Source organism: Bordetella saccharivorans, assembly GCF_045862855.1.
GTDB classification, from domain to species: Bacteria; Pseudomonadota; Gammaproteobacteria; order Burkholderiales; family Burkholderiaceae_B; genus Bordetella_A; species Bordetella_A petrii_F.
Map to the genome: position 1 here is coordinate 2,595,205 of NZ_BAAFZO010000001.1, position 19,489 is coordinate 2,614,693.

16 protein-coding genes are annotated in these 19,489 nt (G+C 69.1%); 15 read left to right on the forward strand and 1 reads right to left on the reverse strand.

The window, feature by feature from the left end; translation table 11 throughout:
- The first annotated feature begins 7 nt into the window (after positions 1 to 7).
- From rsmH to lpxC, 14 genes are all read left to right on the forward strand, one after another.
- A complete protein-coding gene (gene rsmH, locus ACKTT0_RS12445; protein WP_407850190.1) occupies positions 8 to 1,099 on the forward strand; it encodes a 16S rRNA (cytosine(1402)-N(4))-methyltransferase RsmH in 1,092 nt (363 codons plus the stop codon).
- Positions 1,099 to 1,389 (forward strand): cell division protein FtsL, encoded by a 291-nt coding sequence (gene ftsL / locus ACKTT0_RS12450; RefSeq protein ID WP_407850191.1) that lies wholly within the window; start codon positions 1,099 to 1,101, stop codon positions 1,387 to 1,389. Before rsmH ends, ftsL begins: the two co-directional genes overlap by 1 nt.
- On the forward strand, positions 1,386 to 3,113 hold the full coding sequence (locus tag ACKTT0_RS12455) for a peptidoglycan D,D-transpeptidase FtsI family protein (protein ID WP_407850192.1): 1,728 nt from the start codon (positions 1,386 to 1,388) through the stop codon (positions 3,111 to 3,113). Before ftsL ends, ACKTT0_RS12455 begins: the two co-directional genes overlap by 4 nt.
- Positions 3,110 to 5,941, forward strand: a complete 2,832-nt coding sequence (gene murF / locus ACKTT0_RS12460; RefSeq protein ID WP_407850193.1) for a bifunctional UDP-N-acetylmuramoyl-L-alanyl-D-glutamate--2,6-diaminopimelate ligase MurE/UDP-N-acetylmuramoyl-tripeptide--D-alanyl-D-alanine ligase MurF — start codon at positions 3,110 to 3,112, stop codon at positions 5,939 to 5,941. The genes ACKTT0_RS12455 and murF overlap by 4 nt, the downstream gene beginning before the upstream one ends.
- Complete coding sequence (mraY, locus tag ACKTT0_RS12465; RefSeq protein WP_028356844.1) at positions 5,931 to 7,100, forward strand: phospho-N-acetylmuramoyl-pentapeptide-transferase; 1,170 nt, start codon at positions 5,931 to 5,933, stop codon at positions 7,098 to 7,100. Before murF ends, mraY begins: the two co-directional genes overlap by 11 nt.
- Entirely contained in the window at positions 7,097 to 8,626 is a 1,530-nt protein-coding gene (gene murD / locus ACKTT0_RS12470) for a UDP-N-acetylmuramoyl-L-alanine--D-glutamate ligase (RefSeq protein ID WP_407850194.1), read from the forward strand. The genes mraY and murD overlap by 4 nt, the downstream gene beginning before the upstream one ends.
- Positions 8,626 to 9,819: a putative lipid II flippase FtsW gene (gene ftsW / locus ACKTT0_RS12475; RefSeq protein ID WP_407850195.1), complete on the forward strand. Its 1,194-nt coding sequence runs from the start codon at positions 8,626 to 8,628 to the stop codon at positions 9,817 to 9,819. The genes murD and ftsW overlap by 1 nt, the downstream gene beginning before the upstream one ends.
- On the forward strand, positions 9,816 to 10,889 hold the full coding sequence (gene murG / locus ACKTT0_RS12480) for an undecaprenyldiphospho-muramoylpentapeptide beta-N-acetylglucosaminyltransferase (protein ID WP_407850196.1): 1,074 nt from the start codon (positions 9,816 to 9,818) through the stop codon (positions 10,887 to 10,889). Before ftsW ends, murG begins: the two co-directional genes overlap by 4 nt.
- Positions 10,886 to 12,283 (forward strand): UDP-N-acetylmuramate--L-alanine ligase, encoded by a 1,398-nt coding sequence (gene murC, locus ACKTT0_RS12485; RefSeq protein ID WP_407850197.1) that lies wholly within the window; start codon positions 10,886 to 10,888, stop codon positions 12,281 to 12,283. The genes murG and murC overlap by 4 nt, the downstream gene beginning before the upstream one ends.
- A complete protein-coding gene (locus ACKTT0_RS12490; RefSeq protein WP_407850198.1) occupies positions 12,280 to 13,257 on the forward strand; it encodes a D-alanine--D-alanine ligase in 978 nt (325 codons plus the stop codon). Before murC ends, ACKTT0_RS12490 begins: the two co-directional genes overlap by 4 nt.
- Before the next feature lie 12 nt (positions 13,258 to 13,269).
- Entirely contained in the window at positions 13,270 to 14,091 is an 822-nt protein-coding gene (locus tag ACKTT0_RS12495) for a cell division protein FtsQ/DivIB (protein WP_407850199.1), read from the forward strand.
- 4 nt (positions 14,092 to 14,095) lie between these two features.
- Positions 14,096 to 15,322: a cell division protein FtsA gene (gene ftsA / locus ACKTT0_RS12500; protein ID WP_028356837.1), complete on the forward strand. Its 1,227-nt coding sequence runs from the start codon at positions 14,096 to 14,098 to the stop codon at positions 15,320 to 15,322.
- A gap of 187 nt (positions 15,323 to 15,509) precedes the next feature.
- Positions 15,510 to 16,685: a cell division protein FtsZ gene (gene ftsZ / locus ACKTT0_RS12505; protein ID WP_028356836.1), complete on the forward strand. Its 1,176-nt coding sequence runs from the start codon at positions 15,510 to 15,512 to the stop codon at positions 16,683 to 16,685.
- A gap of 226 nt (positions 16,686 to 16,911) precedes the next feature.
- Positions 16,912 to 17,835, forward strand: coding sequence for a UDP-3-O-acyl-N-acetylglucosamine deacetylase (gene lpxC, locus ACKTT0_RS12510; protein WP_094805715.1), 924 nt, complete (start codon positions 16,912 to 16,914; stop codon positions 17,833 to 17,835).
- Positions 17,836 to 17,851: 16 nt separating this feature from the next.
- On the opposite strand, the gene ACKTT0_RS12515 is transcribed toward lpxC, so the two are convergent.
- Positions 17,852 to 18,343, reverse strand: coding sequence for a flagellar hook-length control protein FliK (locus ACKTT0_RS12515; RefSeq protein ID WP_028356834.1), 492 nt, complete (start codon positions 18,341 to 18,343; stop codon positions 17,852 to 17,854).
- Positions 18,344 to 18,384: 41 nt separating this feature from the next.
- Between ACKTT0_RS12515 and ACKTT0_RS12520 the strand changes: the two genes are divergently transcribed.
- Positions 18,385 to 19,368, forward strand: a complete 984-nt coding sequence (locus ACKTT0_RS12520; RefSeq protein ID WP_407852422.1) for a M23 family metallopeptidase — start codon at positions 18,385 to 18,387, stop codon at positions 19,366 to 19,368.
- Positions 19,369 to 19,489 lie beyond the last annotated feature (121 nt).

Below are 19,489 nucleotides of genomic sequence, written 5' to 3' on the forward strand. Positions count from 1 at the left end.
ACCGCGTATGGAATTCGAACATCGGCCCGTGTTGCTGGAGCCGACGGTGGATGCGTTGCTGCTGGCCGGTTTCGGCGGCAAGGGCGCGGCACGGTCGGGCCGGCAGGACGACGCGCAGGCCGGCGAACGGGCCCAGCGCGGGGTGTTCGTCGATGGCACCTTCGGGCGCGGCGGCCACAGCCGGGAACTGCTGCGCCGCCTGGGCGGGCAGGCCAGGCTGGTGGTGTTCGACAAGGATCCCCAGGCAATAGCCGTGGCCACGGAACTGGCCGCGGACGATGCGCGGGTGACGGTAGTACATGGCGGCTTCGGCGCCATGCAGGAAGCATTGGCGGCGCGCGGCATCGAGGCCGTCGATGGGGTGATGCTGGATCTGGGCGTTTCGTCGCCCCAGTTGGATGATGCCGGGCGGGGTTTTTCGTTCATGCGCGAAGGCCCGCTCGACATGCGGATGGATACGACCCGCGGCCCCACGGTAGCGGATTGGCTGGCGCAAGCCAGCGTGGATGAAATGCGGGAGGTCATAGCGGATTATGGCGAAGAACGGTTTGCTTTTCAGGTTGCAAAGGCGATTGCTGCTCGCCGCGCAACACGGCCGCTGCGCACCACGCTCGAGCTTGCCGAGTGCGTCGCCAGCGCCGTCCGCACGCGCGAAAAGGGGCAGCATCCGGCCACACGCACCTTTCAAGCTTTACGGATTTACATCAATCGGGAACTCGAAGAGCTCGCGCGCGCCCTCGCGGCAGCTCTAGAGCTGCTCGCCCCGGGGGGGAGGTTGGCGGTGATCAGCTTTCATTCGCTTGAGGACCGCATGGTCAAGCAGTGCATTGCGGCGGCGGCCAGGCCGGCGGCCGCCCATGCGCGCCTGCCCCTGCGCGAAAGCGAATTGCCGCAGCCCCTGGTGCGCTCGCTCGGCCGGGTGCTGGCCGACGAAGCGGAAACCGCCGCCAATGCGCGCGCCCGTTCGGCGGTGCTGCGCGTTGCCGAGCGCACCGCCACGCCGTTCGGCGCCGAGGGCGCCGCGGCCTTCGTGCCGGATGTCCACGTGCCCGGCGAGGGCGGCACCGGCCGGCGCGCCGCGAAGCGGAGGCCGCACTGATGGGACGCACCGGCCTGCTCCTGGCGGTCTTGCTGATGCTGTCGGCCATCTCGCTGGTCACCAGCCGCTATCACTCGCGCCAGTTGTTCATTGAACTGGACCGTAGCAACGCCCAGGCCCGCTCGCTGGATACCGACTGGCGACGCCTGCAGCTCGAGCGCGCCGAACTGGCACGCAATGCCCGCATCGACCGGGCGGCGCGGGAGGATCTGAAAATGATCCCCATCGTGCCCGACCGCACCCTTTACCTGAACCAGCCGCCCATTCCAGGCGCCGGAGGCGCGCAATGAAGCGCGTGCCGTTCTTCGACAATCCGGTGCTGCGCGGACAGTTGCCGACCTGGCGCGCCCGCCTGGTGCTGATCATGCTGCTGGGCAGCTTCGTGGTGCTGGCCGGCCGCGCCCTGTACCTGCAGGGCTTGTCCACCGAGTTCCTGCAGCAGCAAGGCGAGCGCCGCTACGAGCGCACGCTGACGCTGGCGGCCACGCGCGGCAAGATCCTCGACCGCAATGGCGTGGTGCTGGCTTCCAGCGTGCCGGCGCGCGCCATCTGGGCCATCCCCGAGGACGTCAAGCCGGCCACGGCCGCGCAATTGACCGAGCTGGCCAAGCTGCTCGACACCTCGGTGGCGGACCTGCGCGGCCGCCTGGCCGATGAAGACCGCAATTTCGTCTACCTGAAGCGCCAGGTGCCGATGGAGCTGGCCGACCAGATCAAGAAGCTCGACGTGCCCGGCATCCACCAGCAGCCTGAAACCCGCCGCTACTATCCGGACGGCGAGGTCACCGCCCACCTGGTCGGATTCACCAATGTCGAGGACAAGGGCCAGGAAGGCATCGAACTGGCCTTCGACGACCTGCTGTCCGGTCGTCCGGGCAGTCGCCGCGTCATCAAGGACCGCCTGGGCCGCGTGATCGAGGATGTGCAGGCGGTGACGCTGCCGGTCAATGGCCGCGACCTGCACCTGTCGATCGACGCGCGCCTGCAATACCTGGTCTACCGCGAACTGAACGACGCCATGGAGCGGCACCAGGCCGCCGCCGCCAGCGCCATCATCATGGATGTGCGCACCGGCGAGATCCTGGCCATGACCAGCCTGCCGACTTTCGATCCGAACCGCCGCGAGACTTTCCACGCGCCGAACCTGCGCAACCGGGCGATCACGGACACTTTCGAGCCTGGCTCGATCATGAAGCCGTTCACTGCCGCGCTGGCCCTGGACCTGGGCCGCATCAACATCAACACGCAGTTCGAGACCGGCAACGGCAGTTTCCGCTACCAGGGCAATACCATCCACGACGTCAGCCGCAATGGCACGATAAACGTGGCCGGTGTGCTGCGCCGCTCGAGCAATATCGGCATGACGCTGATCTCGGAAAAACTCGAGTCGCGCGAGATGTGGGAACGCTTCACCGAGCTGGGCCTGGGGCGCGCCCCGGAGCTCGGATTTCCTGGCGCGGCGCCTGGCCGGCTGCGTCCGTGGGACCGCTGGCGCCTGATCGAAAAGGCGACCATGGCCTACGGCTACGGCCTGTCCGTGTCGCTTTTGCAAATGGCTCGCGCCTACACGGTGTTTGCCCGCGACGGCGCCATGGTGTCCCCCACGCTGGTCAAGCGCGACAGCGATCCGACCAGCGTCAAGGTATACAGCCCGCAAACCGCGCGGATGGTGCGCGCCATGCTCGAAGCCGCCGCCGGGCCCGACGGCGCCAAGGCGGCGCAAGTGCAGGGCTACCGGGTGGCTGGCAAGAGCGGCACCGCGCGCAAGATCATCGATGGCAAGTACAGCAAGCGCTACCGCAGCTCGTTCGTCGGCTTCGCGCCGGTGTCGGACCCGCGCATCGTGGTGGCGGTGTCCATCGACGATCCCAAGGCGGGCGGCTACTACGGCGGCGCGATCGCCGCCCCGGTGTTTTCGACCATCGTCGGCGGCAGCCTGCGCATGATGAGCGTGCAGCCCGACGCGCCGTTCGAGTCGACCATCGTGGCGGGCGTGCAGGAGCAGTCGCGATGAGCGCGCGCACCACCTTGTCCCTTGAAGCTGTCGATGCGCTGGCCTGGTTGCGCGCGCGCGTGCCGGCCGGCGCCGACCTGCGGCTGGATTCGCGCGACGTGGCGGCGGGCGATGTATTCGTGGCCTGCGAGGGCGGCTCCGCCGACGGGCGCCACTATATAAGCCAGGCGTTCGCGCGGGGCGCCGCGGCCGTGTTGTGCCAGGCCCCGGCACCGGCCGACGCGGCGGGCGATTCCCGGGTGCGCGAGGTCGCCGGCCTGCGCAGCCTGCTGGGCGAACTGGCCGATGACTGGTACGGGCATCCTTCGGCGGCCCTGAGCGTGGTTGCGGTGACCGGCACCAATGGCAAGACATCCTGCGTCCAGTGGGTGGCGCAGGCGCTGAGCCGCGCCGACAAGCCGTGCGGCAGCATCGGCACGCTGGGCGCGCTGCTGCCCGACGGCCGTTCGCTGGGCGGCGACCTGACGACCCCCGACGTGCTGACCGTGCATCGCCTGCTGGCGTACATGCTGGCCGAGGGCGCCCAGGCCGTCGCGCTGGAGGCTTCGTCCATCGGCCTGGAGCAGGGGCGCCTGGATGGCGTGCGCATCGCCGTGGCGGGTTTCACCAACCTGACGCGCGATCATCTGGATTACCACGGCTCGATGGAACGCTATGAGCAGGCCAAGGCCCTGCTGTTCCAGTGGCCCGGCCTGGAAGCGGCCGTGGTCAATGCCGACGATGCCGCCGGCGAGCGCCTGCTGCGCGCGCTGCCGCGCGAGCTGGCGGTCGGCTATACGCAGCAGGACAGCCCGGCCGCCTTCCAGGCCCGCGACCTGCAGGCGACGGCCCATGGACAAGTATTCACGCTGGCCACCCCCGACGGCGAGGCGCAGATCGTCACCTCGCTGCTGGGCCGCCACAACGTCTCGAACCTGTTGCTGGTCGCCGGCGTGCTGTACAAGCTGGGGTGGCCGCTGGGGCAGATCGCCCGCGCGCTGGCGTCCACCGAACCGGTCGATGGCCGCCTGCAGATGGTGGCGCCGCTGCCGACGCGCACGCTGAGCGCCGGCGGCCGCGGGCCGCTGGTGGTCGTGGATTACTCGCATACGCCGGATTCCCTGGCGCGCGCCCTGGTGGCGTTGCGGCCGGTGGCCGACGCGCGCGGCGGCAGGCTGGCATGCCTGTTCGGCTGCGGCGGCGAGCGCGATCCCGGCAAGCGGCCCGAGATGGGGCGCATCGCGGCGGAGCTGGCCGACAAGGTGACGGTGTCCAGCGACAACCCGCGCGGCGAGGATCCGGCCGCGATCATTGCGCAGATCCTGCCGGGCATTCCGCGCGGCACCCGCCATGTCGTCGAGCCGGACCGCGCCCGCGCGATCATGCAGACCGTCTGGGCCGCCGATCCGGACGACGTGGTGCTGCTGGCCGGCAAGGGCCACGAAACCTACCAGGAGATCCGCGGCGTCAAGCTGCCGTTCGACGACCGCGAATGGGCGCGGCTGGCCTTGCTGCTGCCGCACGCCGGCGGCCTGTCGACCGACACGCGGCGGATCGGCGCCAACGAGATTTTCCTGGCACTGGCCGGCGAACAGTTCGACGGCCATCATTACCTGGCCCAGGCCGAGGCTGCGGGCGCCTGCGCGGCCGTGGTCGCGCATCGGGTGGACGGCGTGGCGCCGCCCCAGCTGGTGCTGGGCGATACCCGCCAGGCCCTGATGCGCATTGGCGCGGCGTGGCGCGCGCGCTTCGCGCTGCCGGTCATCGCCGTGGCGGGCAGCAACGGCAAGACCACCACCAAGGAAATGGTCGCCGCCGTCCTGGCCGATTGGCAAGGCGAGGCCGGGCGGCTGGCCACGGCCGGCAATTTCAACAACGATATCGGCGTGCCGCTGACGCTGCTGCGGCTGCGCCCGCAGCACCGCGCCGCCGTGTTCGAGCTGGGCATGAACCATCCGGGCGAGATTGCGCTGCTGGCCGCCGCGGCCGCCGCGTCCGTCGCGTTGATCACCAATGCGCAGCGCGAGCATCAGGAGTTCATGCATTCCGTCGAGGCCGTGGCGCAGGAGAACGGCGCCTGCATCGAGGCCTTGCCGGACGACGGCGTGGCCGTGTTCCCCGGCGACGATCCGCATTGCGGTGTGTGGGAGGCCCAGGCGGGCGCGCGGCGCGTGCTGCGCTTCGGCTTGCAGCCCGGCCTGGATGTCTATGCCGAGCATGTCCGGGCCACGCCGCAGGAGACGCGCTGCCGGGTGGTGACGCCGGCGGGCAGCGCCGACCTGGTGCTGCCGGTGCCCGGCGTGCACAACCTGCGCAACGCCCTGGCCGCCATTGCCGCCACCCTGGCCGCCGGCGCGCCGCTGGACAGCGCGGTGCGCGCGCTGGCGGCTTTCAGCGCGGTGGCGGGCCGGATGCAGCGCAAGGCGCTGGCCGACGGCACGATCCTGATCGACGACACCTACAACGCCAATCCGGATTCGGTGCGCGCGGCGGTCGATGTGCTGGCGCAGTTGCCGGCTCCGCGCGCGCTGGTGCTGGGCGACATGGGCGAAGTGGGGGACAACGGGCCGGCGATGCACCGTGAAGTGGGCGAATACGCGCGCCAGCACGGTATCGACGCCCTGTACACCCTGGGCGAAGCCAGCCGCGACAGCGCGGCCGCGTTCGGCCAGGAAGCGCTGGCGTGCGGGTCGGTCGACGAGGTCGTGGCGGCGCTGCGCAACGCGCGGCCGGCCAGCATATTGGTGAAGGGTTCGCGCTTTATGCGCATGGAGCGGGTAGTGACGGCGCTTTCGACCAACAATAACAACACCACGGCCGGGCGCCAGGGGGATCCGCATGCTGCTTGAAATCGCCCGCTGGCTGTCCGACGATGTGCGCGCGATCGGCGTGCTGGAATACATCACCATGCGCGCCGTGCTGGCCTGCGCGACGGCCCTGCTGATCGGCCTGGTGGCGGGCCCGCGCGTGATCCGCAAGCTGACCGAAATGAAGATCGGCCAGGCGGTGCGCGCCTATGGCCCCGAATCGCACCTGGTCAAGACCGGCACGCCGACCATGGGCGGCGCGCTGATCCTGATCGCCATCGCGATCAGCACGCTGCTGTGGGCCGACTGGACCAACCGCTTCGTGTGGGTGGTGCTGATGGTCACCTTCGGCTTCGGCTGGATCGGCTGGATGGATGACTACCGCAAGGTGGTCTATCGCGATCCCGAAGGCATGCCGGCGCGCCAGAAATTTTTCTGGCAGGCCACGATCGGCCTGGTGGCGGCGGTATACCTGGCGTTCGCCGTGTCGGCGCCGGCCAATACCGAGCTGTGGCCGCTGTTCAAGGCCTGGGTCAGCAGCGGCTTCGCCATGCCGCTGCCCACCCGCGCCGACCTGATCGTGCCGTTCTTCAAGTCGGTCAGCTACCCCCTCGGCGTGCTGGGCTTCGTGGCGCTGACCTGGGCGGTCATCGTCGGCACCAGCAACGCGGTCAACCTGACCGACGGCCTGGATGGCCTGGCCATCATGCCCACCGTCATGGTCGGCAGCGCGCTGGGCATCTTCGCCTATGTGGTGGGCCGGGTCGACTATTCCAAGTACCTGCTGTTTCCCTACATTCCCGGCGCGGCCGAGCTGATGGTGCTGTGCGCGGCCATCGCCGGCGCGGGCCTGGCGTTCCTGTGGTTCAACGCTTATCCCGCCCAGGTGTTCATGGGCGACGTGGGCGCCCTGGCGCTGGGCGGCGCGCTGGGCACCATCGCCGTGATCGTGCGGCAAGAAATCGTCCTGTTCATCATGGGCGGCGTGTTCGTGGTCGAGACGCTGTCGGTGATGATGCAGGTGACCTGGTTCAAGTACACCAAGCGCAAGTACGGGCAGGGGCGACGGATTTTCCGCATGGCGCCGCTGCACCACCACTTCGAGGTGGGCGGCTGGAAGGAAACCCAGGTCGTCGTGCGTTTCTGGATCATCAGCATGATGCTGGTGCTGGTAGGTCTTTCCACATTGAAGTTGCGATGAACAGTCCCGAAACCTCCCGTGCCGATGCGCCGCTCGTCCTGATCCTCGGATTGGGCGAGACGGGTGTCGCCGCCGCGCGCTGGAGCGCCCGCCAGGGCGCCAGCCTGCGGGTGGCCGACACGCGCGCGGAGCCGGGCGGGCTGCAGGCGCTGCGCGACGCGCTGCCGGATGCGCAGGTGGAGTACCGCCTGGGCTGCGGCGAGGCGTTCGATCCAGCCCTGCTCGACGGCGTGTCGCAACTGGTGCTCAGCCCCGGCCTGGCGCCGGGCCAGGCGCCGGCCCGCGCCTTGCTGGACCTGGCCGCCGAGCGCGGCATCGAGGTCGTGGGCGAAATCGAATTGTTCGCGCGGGCGCTGGCCGGCCTGGCCGAGACGCGCGACTATCGTCCGCGCGTGCTGGCGGTCACCGGCACCAACGGCAAGACCACTGTCACGGCCCTGACGCGCCAGCTGGTGCTGGCGGGCGGGCTGAGCGTGCGCGCGGCGGGCAATATCGGCCCGGCGGCGCTGACGGCCCTGATCGACGCGCTCGATGCCGATGATCTGCCGCAGGTGTGGGTGCTGGAGCTGTCCAGTTTCCAGCTCGAGACCACGCATACCCTGGCGCCTGATGCCGCCACGGTGCTCAATGTGACCCAGGACCACCTGGACTGGCACGGCGACATGCAGGCCTACGCCAACGCCAAGGCTCGCCTGCTGAAGCTTGCTCGCGTGGCGATCGTCAACCGCGACGACGCGCGCGTGGCCGGCATGGTCGAGGCGCTCGACGGCATGGACGTGCGCAGCTTCGGCCGCGACATGCCGGCGCTGGTGGGCGACATGGGCCTGGAACTGGGCCAGGGCGTGGCCTGGCTGGTGGCCTGCGAGCCCAATGATTTCGACGAGCCGGCGCCGCCGGTGCGGCGCAAGAAAGGCGCGCCGCCGCCGCGCCGCGCGGCCGGCCGCATCAGCCGGCTGATGCCGCTGGACGCCATGCGCATCCGCGGCCAGCACAACGGCCTGAACGCGCTGGCCGCGCTGCAGCTGGCGCGCGTGCTCGACATTGGCTGGGGGCCGATGCTGCGCGCGCTGCGCGACTACGCCGGCGAGCCGCATCGCGCCGCATTCGTGCGCAGCGTCGGCGGGGTCGACTACATCAACGACAGCAAGGGCACCAATGTCGGCGCCACGGTGGCCGCCCTGGAAGGGCTGGGCCAGTCGGTGGTGCTGATCGCCGGCGGCCTGGGCAAGGGGCAGGATTTCTCGCCGCTGGCGCCGGTGGTGGCCCAGCATGCGCGCGCCGTGGTCCTGATCGGCACCGACGGCCCCGAGATCGGCCGCGTGCTGGCCAATACCGGTGTGCCCTGCGTGGCGGCCCAGGACATGCGCGCGGCGGTGCGGCGCGCGGCCGAGCTGGCGCAGGCCGGCGACGCCGTCCTGCTGTCACCGGCCTGCGCCAGCATGGACATGTTCCGCAACTATCCGCATCGCGGCGCGGTGTTCGCGGAAGAGGTCGAAGACCTGGCCCGCGACCGGGGAGAGGTGTGATGAGCCTGTTCGCCGAACTGACCGCCAGCGTCAATGCCGTCCGGCCGGGCCGCACCCGCATGCGCAATTACGATCCGCCGCTGGTGCTGGCCGCCACGACCCTGCTGCTGCTGGGGCTGCTGATGGTGTATTCGGCCTCGATCGCCCTGGCCGACGGGCCGCGCTATGCGTCCTACGGCCGTTATTACTTCGTGATCCGGCATGGGCTGTTCCTCGCCGCCGGGCTGGTGGCCGGCGCCGTGGTGTTGTCCATTCCGATCCGGGTCTGGCAGCGCCTGGCGATGCCGTGCTTCATGGCGTCGCTGGCGTTGCTGGTGCTGGTCCTGATCCCGGGTGTGGGCCGCGAGGTCAACGGCGCGCACCGCTGGATTCCGCTCGGGCCGCTCAATTTCCAGCCGTCCGAGCTGATGAAGCTGGGTGCGCTGCTGTACGCCGCCGACTATACGGTGCGCAAGCAGGAGCATATGCAGGCGTTCTCGCGCGGCTTCCTGCCCATGGCGTGCGCGCTGGGCGGCGTGGGCATGCTGCTGTTGCTGGAGCCCGACCTGGGTGCTTTTATCGTCATCGTGGCCATCGCGGTCGGGATCCTGTTCCTGGGCGGCATCAACGGCAAGTATTTCAGCAGCCTGCTGGCGGTGCTGGTCGGCACCTTCCTGGCGCTGATCTGGCTGTCGCCGTGGCGGCGCGCGCGCCTGTTCGCGTACCTGGATCCCTGGAACGATGCCAATGCCTACGGCAGCGCCTACCAGTTGTCGCATTCGCTCATCGCGCTGGGGCGCGGCGAATGGCTGGGCGTGGGGCTCGGCGCCAGCGTGGAAAAGCTGCATTACCTGCCGGAAGCGCATACCGACTTCCTGATGGCGGTGGTGGGCGAAGAGCTGGGTTTCGTGGGCGTGCTGCTGGTGATCGTGTTGTTCGCGGTGGTCATCTACCGCGGCTTCGACATCGGCCGCCAGGCCATCGCCATGGAACGCACTTTTGCCGGGCTGGTCGCGCACGGCGTGGCAATCTGGATCGGCGTGCAAGCTTTCATCAACATGGGCGTGTGCCTGGGCTTGCTGCCCACCAAGGGCCTGACCTTGCCGCTGATGAGCTACGGCGGCTCGGGCATCGTGATGAACCTGTGCGGGCTGGCGATGCTGCTGCGCGTCGATATCGAGAACCGCATCATGATGCGCGGGGGACGGACATGACCGCGCGCACCGTGCTCATCATGGCAGGCGGCACCGGCGGGCACATCATGCCCGGCCTGGCGGTGGCCGATGTGCTGCGCGAGCGCGGCTGGCGAGTGTTCTGGCTGGGCAACCCCGACAAGATGGAGGGCCGCCTGGTGCCGCCGCGCGGCATCGAGCTGGTGCCGCTGCACTTCCAGGGCGTGCGCGGCCGGGGCGTCGCCGCCATGCTGAAGCTGCCGTTCCTGCTGCTGCGCGCGGCCGGGCAGGCGTGGCGCCGTTTGTCGCAGGTGCGCCCCGACGTGGTGCTGGGCATGGGAGGCTACGTGGCCTTCCCGGGTGGCCTGGTCGCCGCGTTGCGCGGCCTGCCGCTGGTGGTGCACGAGCAGAACGCGGTGGCCGGCACGGCCAATCGCTGGCTGGCCCGGCTGGCGCGCCGCGTGCTGAGCGGCTTCCCCGGTGTGTTGCCGCGCGGCGAGGCCCTGGGCAATCCCGTGCGCGCCGACCTGTGCGCCTTGCCCGGGCCGGCCGTGCGCTATGGCGCGCGCAGCGGGCCGCTGCGCATCCTGGTGGTGGGCGGCAGCCAGGGCGCGCAGGCACTGAACGCGGCGCTGCCGCGCGCGCTCGCCCTGGTCGAGCCGCAGGCTCGTCCGCAGGTCGTCCACCAGGCCGGCGCGCAGCATGTCCAGGCCCTGCGCGACGCCTACGCCCAGGCCGGCGTGCAGGCGGATTGCCGCGATTTCATCGAGGACATGGCGGGCGCCATGGCCGATGCCGATGTGCTGGTGTGCCGCGCCGGCGCCATGACGGTATCCGAAGTGGCGGCGGCCGGCGTGGCGGCGCTGTTCGTGCCTTTCCCGCATGCCATCGACGACCACCAGACCGCCAACGCGCGCTTCCTCAGCGACGACCAGGCCGCATGGCTGCGGCCACAGGCCGACCTGACACCCGAGTGGCTGGCGGCATGGCTGCGCCAGCTCACCCGCCCGGAACTCCAGGCCGTGGCCGAGCGGGCGCGCCAGCATGCGCGCCCGCAGGCCGCCGCCCATATCGCCGATGTCTGCGAACAGGCAGCGAGGCGTTCATCATGAAACACAGAATCCAGCACATTCATTTTGTCGGCATTGGCGGCTCGGGCATGAGCGGCATCGCCGAAGTGTTGCTCAACCTAGGCTATACCGTCAGCGGTTCCGACCTGCACGAATCGGCCGTGACGCAGCGCCTGGCCGCCCTCGGCGCGCGCATCGCGCTGGGCCATACCGCCGGCAACGTGGCCGGCGCGGGCGCTATCGTGACCTCGACCGCCGTCGCAGGCGACAACCCCGAGGTGATCGCCGCGCGCGCGGCCGGCATCCCCGTGGTGCCGCGCGCCATCATGCTGGCCGAGCTGATGCGCCTGAAGCGCGGCATCGCGGTGGCTGGCACGCACGGCAAGACCACCACCACCAGCCTGGTGGCCAGCCTGCTGGCCGCCGGCGACCTGGATCCCACTTTCGTGATCGGCGGCCGCCTCAATTCGGCCGGCGCCAACGCGCGGCTGGGGCAGGGCGAATACATCGTGGTCGAGGCCGATGAGTCGGATGCCTCGTTCCTGAATCTGCTGCCCGTCATGGCGATCGTCACGAATATCGACGCCGACCACATGGACACCTATGGCCACGACGTGGCGCGGCTCAAGAGCGCCTTCATCGAGTTCACCCAGCGCCTGCCTTTCTACGGCAGCGCGGTGCTGTGCGCCGACGACGCCAACGTGCGCGAGATCATGCCGTTCGTGTCGCGGCCCATCACCACCTACGGCCTCAGCCCGGACGCGCAGGTGCGCGCCGAGGACGTGCAGGCCGACGGCACCCGCATGCGGTTCACGGTGCGCCGCCGCGATCGCGCCGCAGAACTGGCGCCGCTGGCGGTGGAACTGAACCTGCCCGGGCTGCACAACGTGCGCAACGCGCTGGCAGCCGTGGCCGTGGCCACCGAGCTGGGCGTGCCGGACGCCGCCATCGGCCAGGCGCTGGCCTCGTTCAAGGGCGTCGGACGGCGCTTCACGCAGGTGGGCGAATTTGCCGCGCCCGCCGGCGGCGCCTTCACGCTCATCGACGACTACGGCCATCATCCCGCCGAAATGGCCGCCACCCTGGCGGCGGCGCGCGGCGCCTGGCCGGACCGCCGCATCGTGCTGGCGTTCCAGCCGCATCGCTACACCCGCACGCGCGATTGCTTCGAAGATTTCGTGCGGGTGCTCGGCAACGCGGACGCGGTGTTGCTGACGGAGGTCTATTCAGCCGGCGAGCCGCCGCTGGTGGCGGCCGACGGCCGGGCGCTGGCTCGCGCGCTGCGGGTAGCCGGCCGGATCGAACCGGTTTTTGTCGAGGACGTGGCGGAGCTGCCGCAGGCCATCCTGGATTTCGTGCGCGACGGCGACGTGGTGGTGGTCATGGGGGCCGGGTCGATCAGCAAGGTGCCCGCCCAAGTAGGAGAACTGGCATGAATCAACCGGTGAAAGCGCCCGTCGACGTGCAAGCGCTGGGCAAGGTAGGCGTCCTGTACGGCGGCCGTTCCGCCGAGCGCGAGGTCTCGCTGATGTCCGGCAAGGGCGTGCACCAGGCGCTGCAGTCGGCGGGGGTCGATGCGCACCTGTTCGATACTGGCGAGCGTTCCCTGGCCGAGCTGGCCGCTGCGGGTTTCGATCGCGTGTTCATCGCCTTGCATGGCCGCTATGGCGAAGACGGCACCTTGCAGGGCGCGCTGGAATTGCTGGAACTGCCCTATACCGGCAGCGGCCCCATGGCATCCAGCCTGGCCATGGACAAGACCATGACCAAGCGCGTCTGGCTGCAGCACGGGCTGCCCACGCCGGCTTTCGAGCTGCTCGACGAGGCCTCGGACTTACGCACCGTGCCGGACCGGCTGGGCCTGCCGCTGATCCTCAAGCCGCCGCACGAAGGATCGACCGTGGGCATCACCAAGGTGGCGGGTTACTCGGACATGAAGGAAGGCTATGCCCAGGCAGCGCGCTTCGACGCCGCCGTGCTGGCCGAGCAGTTCATCGCCGGACGCGAGCTCACGGTCGCCGTGCTGGGCACCGGCGGCTCGGCGCGCGCCCTGCCGGTCATCGAGATCGTGGCGCCCGGCGGCAACTATGACTACGAGCACAAGTATTTCTCGGACGAGACCCAATACTTCTGCCCGGCCGACCTGCCCGCCGAGGTAGCGGAGCAGGTGGCCGACCTGGCGGTGCGCGCCTATCGGGCGCTGGATTGCGCCGGCTGGGGCCGCATCGACTTCATGCTGGACCGCGGCAACCAGCCGTGGCTGCTGGAGGCCAATACCTCGCCGGGCATGACCGGCCATTCGCTGGTGCCCATGGCGGCCAAGGCGGTCGGCATGAGCTATGCCGAACTGTGTGTATCCATTTTGTCCGACGCTGCGTGCAAAGTGCGCAGCCCGGCCCGCAACCCCTGACCGGAACGATCCGTGTGGAACGACGCCCGAACCACCAACCTGATCGCCAACACGCTGGCCGTGCTGGCGGTGGTGGCCATCCTAGCCGCTGGCGTGGTGTGGGTCGCGCATCGTCCGTACTTCACGCTGTCGGCCATCGAGCTGGAGGCCGCGCCCGATACGGAATTGCGCTATGTGTCGCCGGAGGCGGTGCGGGCGGTGATCGCGCGACGCTTCCAGGGCAACTTCTTCACCGTGGACCTGGACCACGCGCGCGAGGTGTTCGAGTCCGTGCCGTGGGTGCGGCGCGCTTCCATTCGCCGCATCTGGCCGGACACGCTGCGCGTGCGCATCGAGGAGCAGCAGCCGCTGGCCCTGTGGAACGAGAACCAGATGATCAATACCTGGGGCGAGGCGTTCACGGCCAATACCGGCGAACTGGACGACGACACCGTGCTGCCGCAGTTCTCGGGCCCGCAAGGGTCGGAAGGGCTGGTGGTGCAGCGCTACGCGGAACTGGCGCGATGGTTCGCGCCGCTGGACCTGCACGTGCGCGAACTGGACTTGAGCCCGCGCTATGCCTGGAAGGCCACGCTGTCCAACGGCATGGTGCTGGACCTGGGGCGCGACCCGGGCGCCGATGCACCGGATCCGCACGGCCTGCCGGGTGCGCTGCCGTTCGCCGCGCGCATCCAGCGCTTCGTCCAGGCCTGGCCGGCGGTGGCCAGCCGCCTGGAAGGCCGCACCGTGGCGCAGGCGGATTTGCGCTATCCGAACGGGTTCGCCCTGGCGTTGGTGCCGCTGGAAGGGCAGTCCAAACCGAAATCTCCATCCACATCTCCGAAGAAGCGTTAACGCCATGACCCGTGACATCAAGGACCTCATCGTCGCCCTGGATATCGGCACCAGCAAGGTGGTGGCCGTGGTCGCCGAAATCCTGCCGGAAGGACGCTTCGAAGTGCTCGGCCTGGGCCAGCACGAATCGCGCGGCATGCGCAAGGGCGTCGTGGTCAACATCGAGACCACCGTCAATTCGATCCAGCGCGCGCTGGAGGAAGCCGAGTTGATGGCCGACTGCAAGATCCGCGACGTATACACCGGCATCGCCGGCAGCCACATCCGCAGTTTCAACTCGAGCGGCATGGTGGCGGTCAAGGACAAGGAGGTCACCGCCACCGACGTGGCGCGCGTGATCGAGACGGCCAAGGCGGTCAACATCCCGACCGACCAGCAGGTGCTGCATGTGCTGACCCAGGAGTTCATCGTCGACGGCCAGGAAGATATCCGCGAGCCGATCGGCATGAGCGGCCTGCGCCTGGAGGTCCGGGTGCATATCGTCACCGGCGCGGTCAGCGCCGCGCAGAACATCGTCAAGTGCGTGCGGCGCTGCGGCCTGGAAGTGCAGGACCTGATCCTGCAGCCGCTCGCCTCCAGCCTGTCGTGCCTGACCGCCGACGAGAAAGAACTGGGCGTGGTGCTGGTCGATATCGGCGGCGGCACCACCGACGTGGCCATTTTCACCGGCGGCGCGATCCGCCATACCGCCGTGCTGCCGATCGCCGGCGACCAGATCACCAACGACATCGCGGCCATGCTGCGCACGCCCACGCCGGATGCCGAGGAAATCAAGCTGCGCTATGGCGTGGCCAAGCAGGTGCTGGCACGGCCCGACGAGACGGTCGAAGTTCCGGGCCTGGGCGACCGCGGCCCGCGCCAGGTCAAGCGCCAGGCGCTCGGGGCGGTGATCGAGCCGCGGGTGGAAGAGCTGTTTTCGCTGGTGCAGCAGGTGGTGCGCGATTCGGGCTATGAGGACCTGCTGGCTTCCGGTGTGGTGCTCACAGGCGGATCGGCGCAACTGCCCGGCATGATCGAGCTGGCCGAGGACGTGTTCCTGAAGCCGGTGCGCGTGGCCGTGCCCGAATACGAAGGCAGCCTGTCGGACGTGATGCGCAATCCGCGCTTTTCGACCGTCATGGGCCTGCTGCAGGAGGCGCGCATGCAGCGCGTGCGCGGCCGCAAGGTCGCGGCGCAGACCGGCAACTTCAAGAGCCTGCTGGCGCGCATGAAGGAGTGGTTCATGAACTGACCTTGGGGACAGACTGGGGCCTGTTCCTGGCACGCGCCGCGCTTTGCGCGCGGGGCGGACCGAAAGGGGAGACGTTTCAAACCCGTTGCGGACCGCGAGGCCGGCTTCGGCTTTGAGGCGATTCACAAAAGATAGGTTGTTGGGGAATTTTTGTGATTTGCTTATTCAGACTTGTGAGGGAGTCATCATGATGAACTTTGAGATGCTTGAGAACAACACCAAAGGGACCGTTATCAAGGTCGTGGGTGTTGGCGGCGCGGGCGGCAATGCCGTCGCGCACATGATTCGCAGCGGTGTCAACGGCGTGGATTTCATCTGCGCCAATACCGACGCGCAGGCGCTGGCGGCCACCAATGCGCCGGTGCAGATCCGCCTGGGCCGCACCGGCCTGGGCGCCGGCGCCAAGCCCGAGCAGGGCCGCGCTTCGGCGGAAACCGCGCGCGAGGAAATCCGTTCGGCCCTGAACGGCGCGCACATGGTGTTCATCACCGCCGGCATGGGCGGCGGCACCGGCACCGGCGCGGGCCCGGTCGTGGCCGAAGTCGCCAAGGAACTGGGCATCCTGACCGTCGGGGTGGTCACCAAGCCGTTCTCCTTCGAGGGCACCAAGCGCCTGAAGATGGCCGAAGACGGCATCGCCGAGCTGGCCAAGCACGTGCATTCGCTCATCGTGGTCCTCAACGAGAACCTGTATGAGCTGATGGACGAGGATGCCACCCAGGAAGACTGCTTCAAGTCCGCCGACGACATCCTGCACAACGCCTGCGCCGGGATCGCCGAGATCATCAACGTCGAGGGCAACGTCAACGTCGACTTCGAAGACGTCAAGACGATCATGGGCGAGCAGGGCCAGGCCATGATGGGCACGGCGACCGCCAGCGGCGCCGACCGCGCCCGCGTGGCGGCCGAGCAGGCCATCGCGTGCCCGCTGCTGGAAGGCGTGGACCTGAACGGCGCGCGCGGCGTGCTGGTCAACATCACCGCCAGCCGCACCCTGAAGATGCGCGAGACCCGCGAAATCATGGAAACGATCCGCAGCTACGCTTCGGAAGACGCCACCGTGATCTTCGGCACGGCCTACGACGAATCGATGGGCGACAACCTGCGCGTGACCGTGGTCGCCACCGGCCTGGGTCGCAACGTGGCGCGTCCGCAGCTGGTCCAGAACGTGGCCGAAACCCTGCGCACCGGCACCGACAACCTGCCCATGGGCGGGATGCAGCAAGGCGACTACCGCAACCTGGACATGCCCTCGGTGATGCGCAACCCGCGCACGCAGGCGTCGGCCCAGGTGCGCGCGCTGGAAAGCTCGGGCATGGATCACTTCGACATCCCGGCCTTCCTGCGCAAGCAGGCTGACTGACGTCGCGCAGAGGGCCGGGCAACCGGCCCGACTCCCTCAGCTCCGGCCCGTCTTCCCCAGGCGGGCCGGACGCGGGGCGGGGCGCGCCTCGCAGGATGTAAAAGGGGACGCACTAACCGGCAAATGTTTCAGGCGCGTGGCGCGCAACGCCCGCGGAGGTTACAATGCGCACTTATGCCGGTGATTTCATTGGTTTTTGGTGATGCCGGTGCAACATACACAGCCCATGTTTCGACAACGCAGCATTCAGAATCTCGTTCGCACGACCGGCGTAGGCGTTCACTCCGGCCGGCGGGTCGAGCTCACCCTGCGTCCGGCTGAAGCGAATACCGGCATCGTCTTCCACCGCATCGATCTGCCACAGGTCGTGGACCTGCCCGCGCAGGCCGCGGCGGTGGGCGACACCCGCATGGCTTCGGTGCTGCAGCAGGGCGATGTGCGCGTGTCCACCGTCGAACACCTGATGTCGGCCCTGGCCGGCCTGGGCATCGACAACCTGCATGTCGACCTGACCGCCGAAGAAGTCCCGATCATGGACGGCAGCGCCGCCACGTTCGTGTACCTGCTGCGCTCGGCCGGCATCGTCGAACAGAATGCCCCCAAGCAGTTCATCCGGGTGCTCAAGCCCGTCGAGATCCGCGAGGGCGAGGGCCGCAACCTGAAATGGGCGCGCCTGGAACCCCACGAAGGTTTCGCCTTGGCGTTCTCCATCGACTTCCGGCATCCGGCCATCGATTCCACGGCCAACTTCGCCGAGATCGACTTCGCCACGCATTCCTACGTGCGCGAGATCGCCCGCGCGCGCACCTTCGGCTTCGTCAACGAAGTGGAAGCCCTGCGTTCCATGGGCCTGGCGCGCGGCGGCAGCCTCGACAACGCCATCGTCATGGACGAGTACCGCGTGCTGAACAGCGACGGCCTGCGCTACGACGACGAGTTCGTCAAGCACAAGATCCTCGACGCCATCGGCGACCTCTACCTGTTGGGCAAGCCCCTGGTGGCGCGCTACGTGGCGTGCAAGTCCGGCCATGGGCTGAACAACCAGCTGGCCCGCGCGCTGCTGGCCCAGCGCGACGCCTGGGAACTGGTCACCTACGAATCGCAGGCCGACGCTCCCCAGGCCTTTCGCCACGAATGGAAGCTGGCCTGAGGCCAGCCGCCCGCCCCTAGCGGGGTTTGTGGTGCGCCAGCAGCCTGGCCACCGCATCGGCCAGCGGGCCGGGCTGCAGTTTCTCCCGCAATGTCTCGAACGCATCCAGGGCGGTGGCCCCCAGGGGCTCGGCCTCCTTGGGCGGGCGCGGTGATTTTGCCCCGGGCTTGGGCATTCCCGCTTGAACCTTGACCGCAATTTCGTTAAGGTTCCAGCCTTGGGCGCCGAGTGCTTGTGCGATCCGCGGGCCAAGCTGACGGAGCTTGGCGGCATGCGCGGCACTGGGTACGGCCAGTTGCAGCCGCTGGTTTTCCAGCTTGGCTACCACGCACACGGCGCCTAGCGCCGGCGGCAGCACCGCCGCCACGGCGCGCTGTATTTGCAGGTGCGCGCGCGCCGTCGCCAACACGCCGGCGCCGCGCGCATCATGACCCAGCCATCCCAGCGCGGTGTTTTCTCCCCGCCGGCTGGCAGAAGAACGTGAGCGGTATGAGCCAGGTCTGTTCATGCCAGTTCGATAACAGGATACGTATCTTGAAGATCGTCATTATGCACGCCCGCGACGGGCAGCCCGGGCAGGTCGCCCTGGGCGGCGCGCGCCTGGGCCTGATGGTGGCCGCCCTGCTGGCCACCGCGGCGCTGATCGGCGCCACCGTACAACGCTACCTTACTCCGGTTGTTCCGACCCCATATTCTGTCGACTGGCCCGCCTATGCGCAGAACGCGCAGCCCGAGCGCGATGCGGCGTTCCTGCGCGAAAACGTCGGCATGCTGGCCGCCAAGGTGGGCGAATTGCAGGCCAAGCTGGTCGGCATCGACGGCCTGGGCCGGCGCGTGGCCCAGGTGGCCGGGGTGGCCTATACCGACCCGGAACTGGCCGCCGAACTCAAAGGCCCGACCGAGGCCGCCCACGTCATGGACGACCTGTTCACCGACCGCCAGCCGCCCTCGGCAGAATCGGCCGAAGAGTTGGGCCGCCAGCTTGACGAACTGCAAGCCCGGCTGACGCAGCAGACCGACAACCTGCGCATGCTCGATGTCGCCCTGACGCGCCGTTCGGCCGACCAGGCACGCCTGCCCAGCACCCTGCCGGTGACCGACTATCCCTTCCTCAGCTCTTCCTACGGCTGGCGGCGCAACCCGGTGACGCACCGCTACGCCATGCATGAAGGGCTGGATTTCGCCGCGCCCTCGGGCACGCCCATCCTGGCGGCGGCGGGCGGCGTCGTGCTCGAGGCAAGCTACCTGGCCGGCTACGGCAACACGGTCGAGGTCGACCACGGCGACGGCCTCATCACCCGCTACGCCCATGCTTCCAAGCTGCTGGTCAAACCCGGCGACCTGGTCGGACGCGGCCAGGAGATCGCCCGCGTGGGCTCGACCGGCCGCTCGACCGGCCCGCACCTGCATTTCGAAGTCAGGCTGGCCGGCCAGCCGCTCGACCCGCGGCTGTTCCTGCAGTCTCCCGAGGCCCGCCCGCCCGTCGTGGCGCAGGCCCCCGACACGGCCGCGACCCAGTCCGTCACGCGCTGAGACGCGTTTGGCATCCTGTGGCGCGCCGGGCGGGGCCGATGCCTTCCAGGTGCGTTACACTCGATTGTTTCCCAGCGGCATTCGCCGCTCAACCAGACAATAATCCGTCACCGGCGGAGTC

Bases quoted from the DNA above. Each gene is read 5' to 3' on its own strand.
- ACKTT0_RS12490 (WP_407850198.1), top strand. From the start codon at position 12,280: ATGAATCAACCGGTGAAAGCGCCCGTCGACGTGCAAGCGCTGGGCAAG.
- murD (WP_407850194.1), top strand. From the start codon at position 7,097: ATGAACAGTCCCGAAACCTCCCGTGCCGATGCGCCGCTCGTCCTGATC.
- ftsZ (WP_028356836.1), top strand. From the start codon at position 15,510: ATGATGAACTTTGAGATGCTTGAGAACAACACCAAAGGGACCGTTATC.
- murF (WP_407850193.1), top strand. From the start codon at position 3,110: ATGAGCGCGCGCACCACCTTGTCCCTTGAAGCTGTCGATGCGCTGGCC.
- murC (WP_407850197.1), top strand. From the start codon at position 10,886: ATGAAACACAGAATCCAGCACATTCATTTTGTCGGCATTGGCGGCTCG.
- ACKTT0_RS12455 (WP_407850192.1), top strand. From the start codon at position 1,386: ATGAAGCGCGTGCCGTTCTTCGACAATCCGGTGCTGCGCGGACAGTTG.
- lpxC (WP_094805715.1), top strand. From the start codon at position 16,912: ATGTTTCGACAACGCAGCATTCAGAATCTCGTTCGCACGACCGGCGTA.
- ftsL (WP_407850191.1), top strand. From the start codon at position 1,099: ATGGGACGCACCGGCCTGCTCCTGGCGGTCTTGCTGATGCTGTCGGCC.
- murG (WP_407850196.1), top strand. From the start codon at position 9,816: ATGACCGCGCGCACCGTGCTCATCATGGCAGGCGGCACCGGCGGGCAC.
- ftsW (WP_407850195.1), top strand. From the start codon at position 8,626: ATGAGCCTGTTCGCCGAACTGACCGCCAGCGTCAATGCCGTCCGGCCG.
- ftsA (WP_028356837.1), top strand. From the start codon at position 14,096: ATGACCCGTGACATCAAGGACCTCATCGTCGCCCTGGATATCGGCACC.
- rsmH (WP_407850190.1), top strand. From the start codon at position 8: ATGGAATTCGAACATCGGCCCGTGTTGCTGGAGCCGACGGTGGATGCG.
- ACKTT0_RS12520 (WP_407852422.1), top strand. From the start codon at position 18,385: ATGCACGCCCGCGACGGGCAGCCCGGGCAGGTCGCCCTGGGCGGCGCG.
- mraY (WP_028356844.1), top strand. From the start codon at position 5,931: ATGCTGCTTGAAATCGCCCGCTGGCTGTCCGACGATGTGCGCGCGATC.
- ACKTT0_RS12515 (WP_028356834.1), bottom strand. From the start codon at position 18,343: ATGAACAGACCTGGCTCATACCGCTCACGTTCTTCTGCCAGCCGGCGG.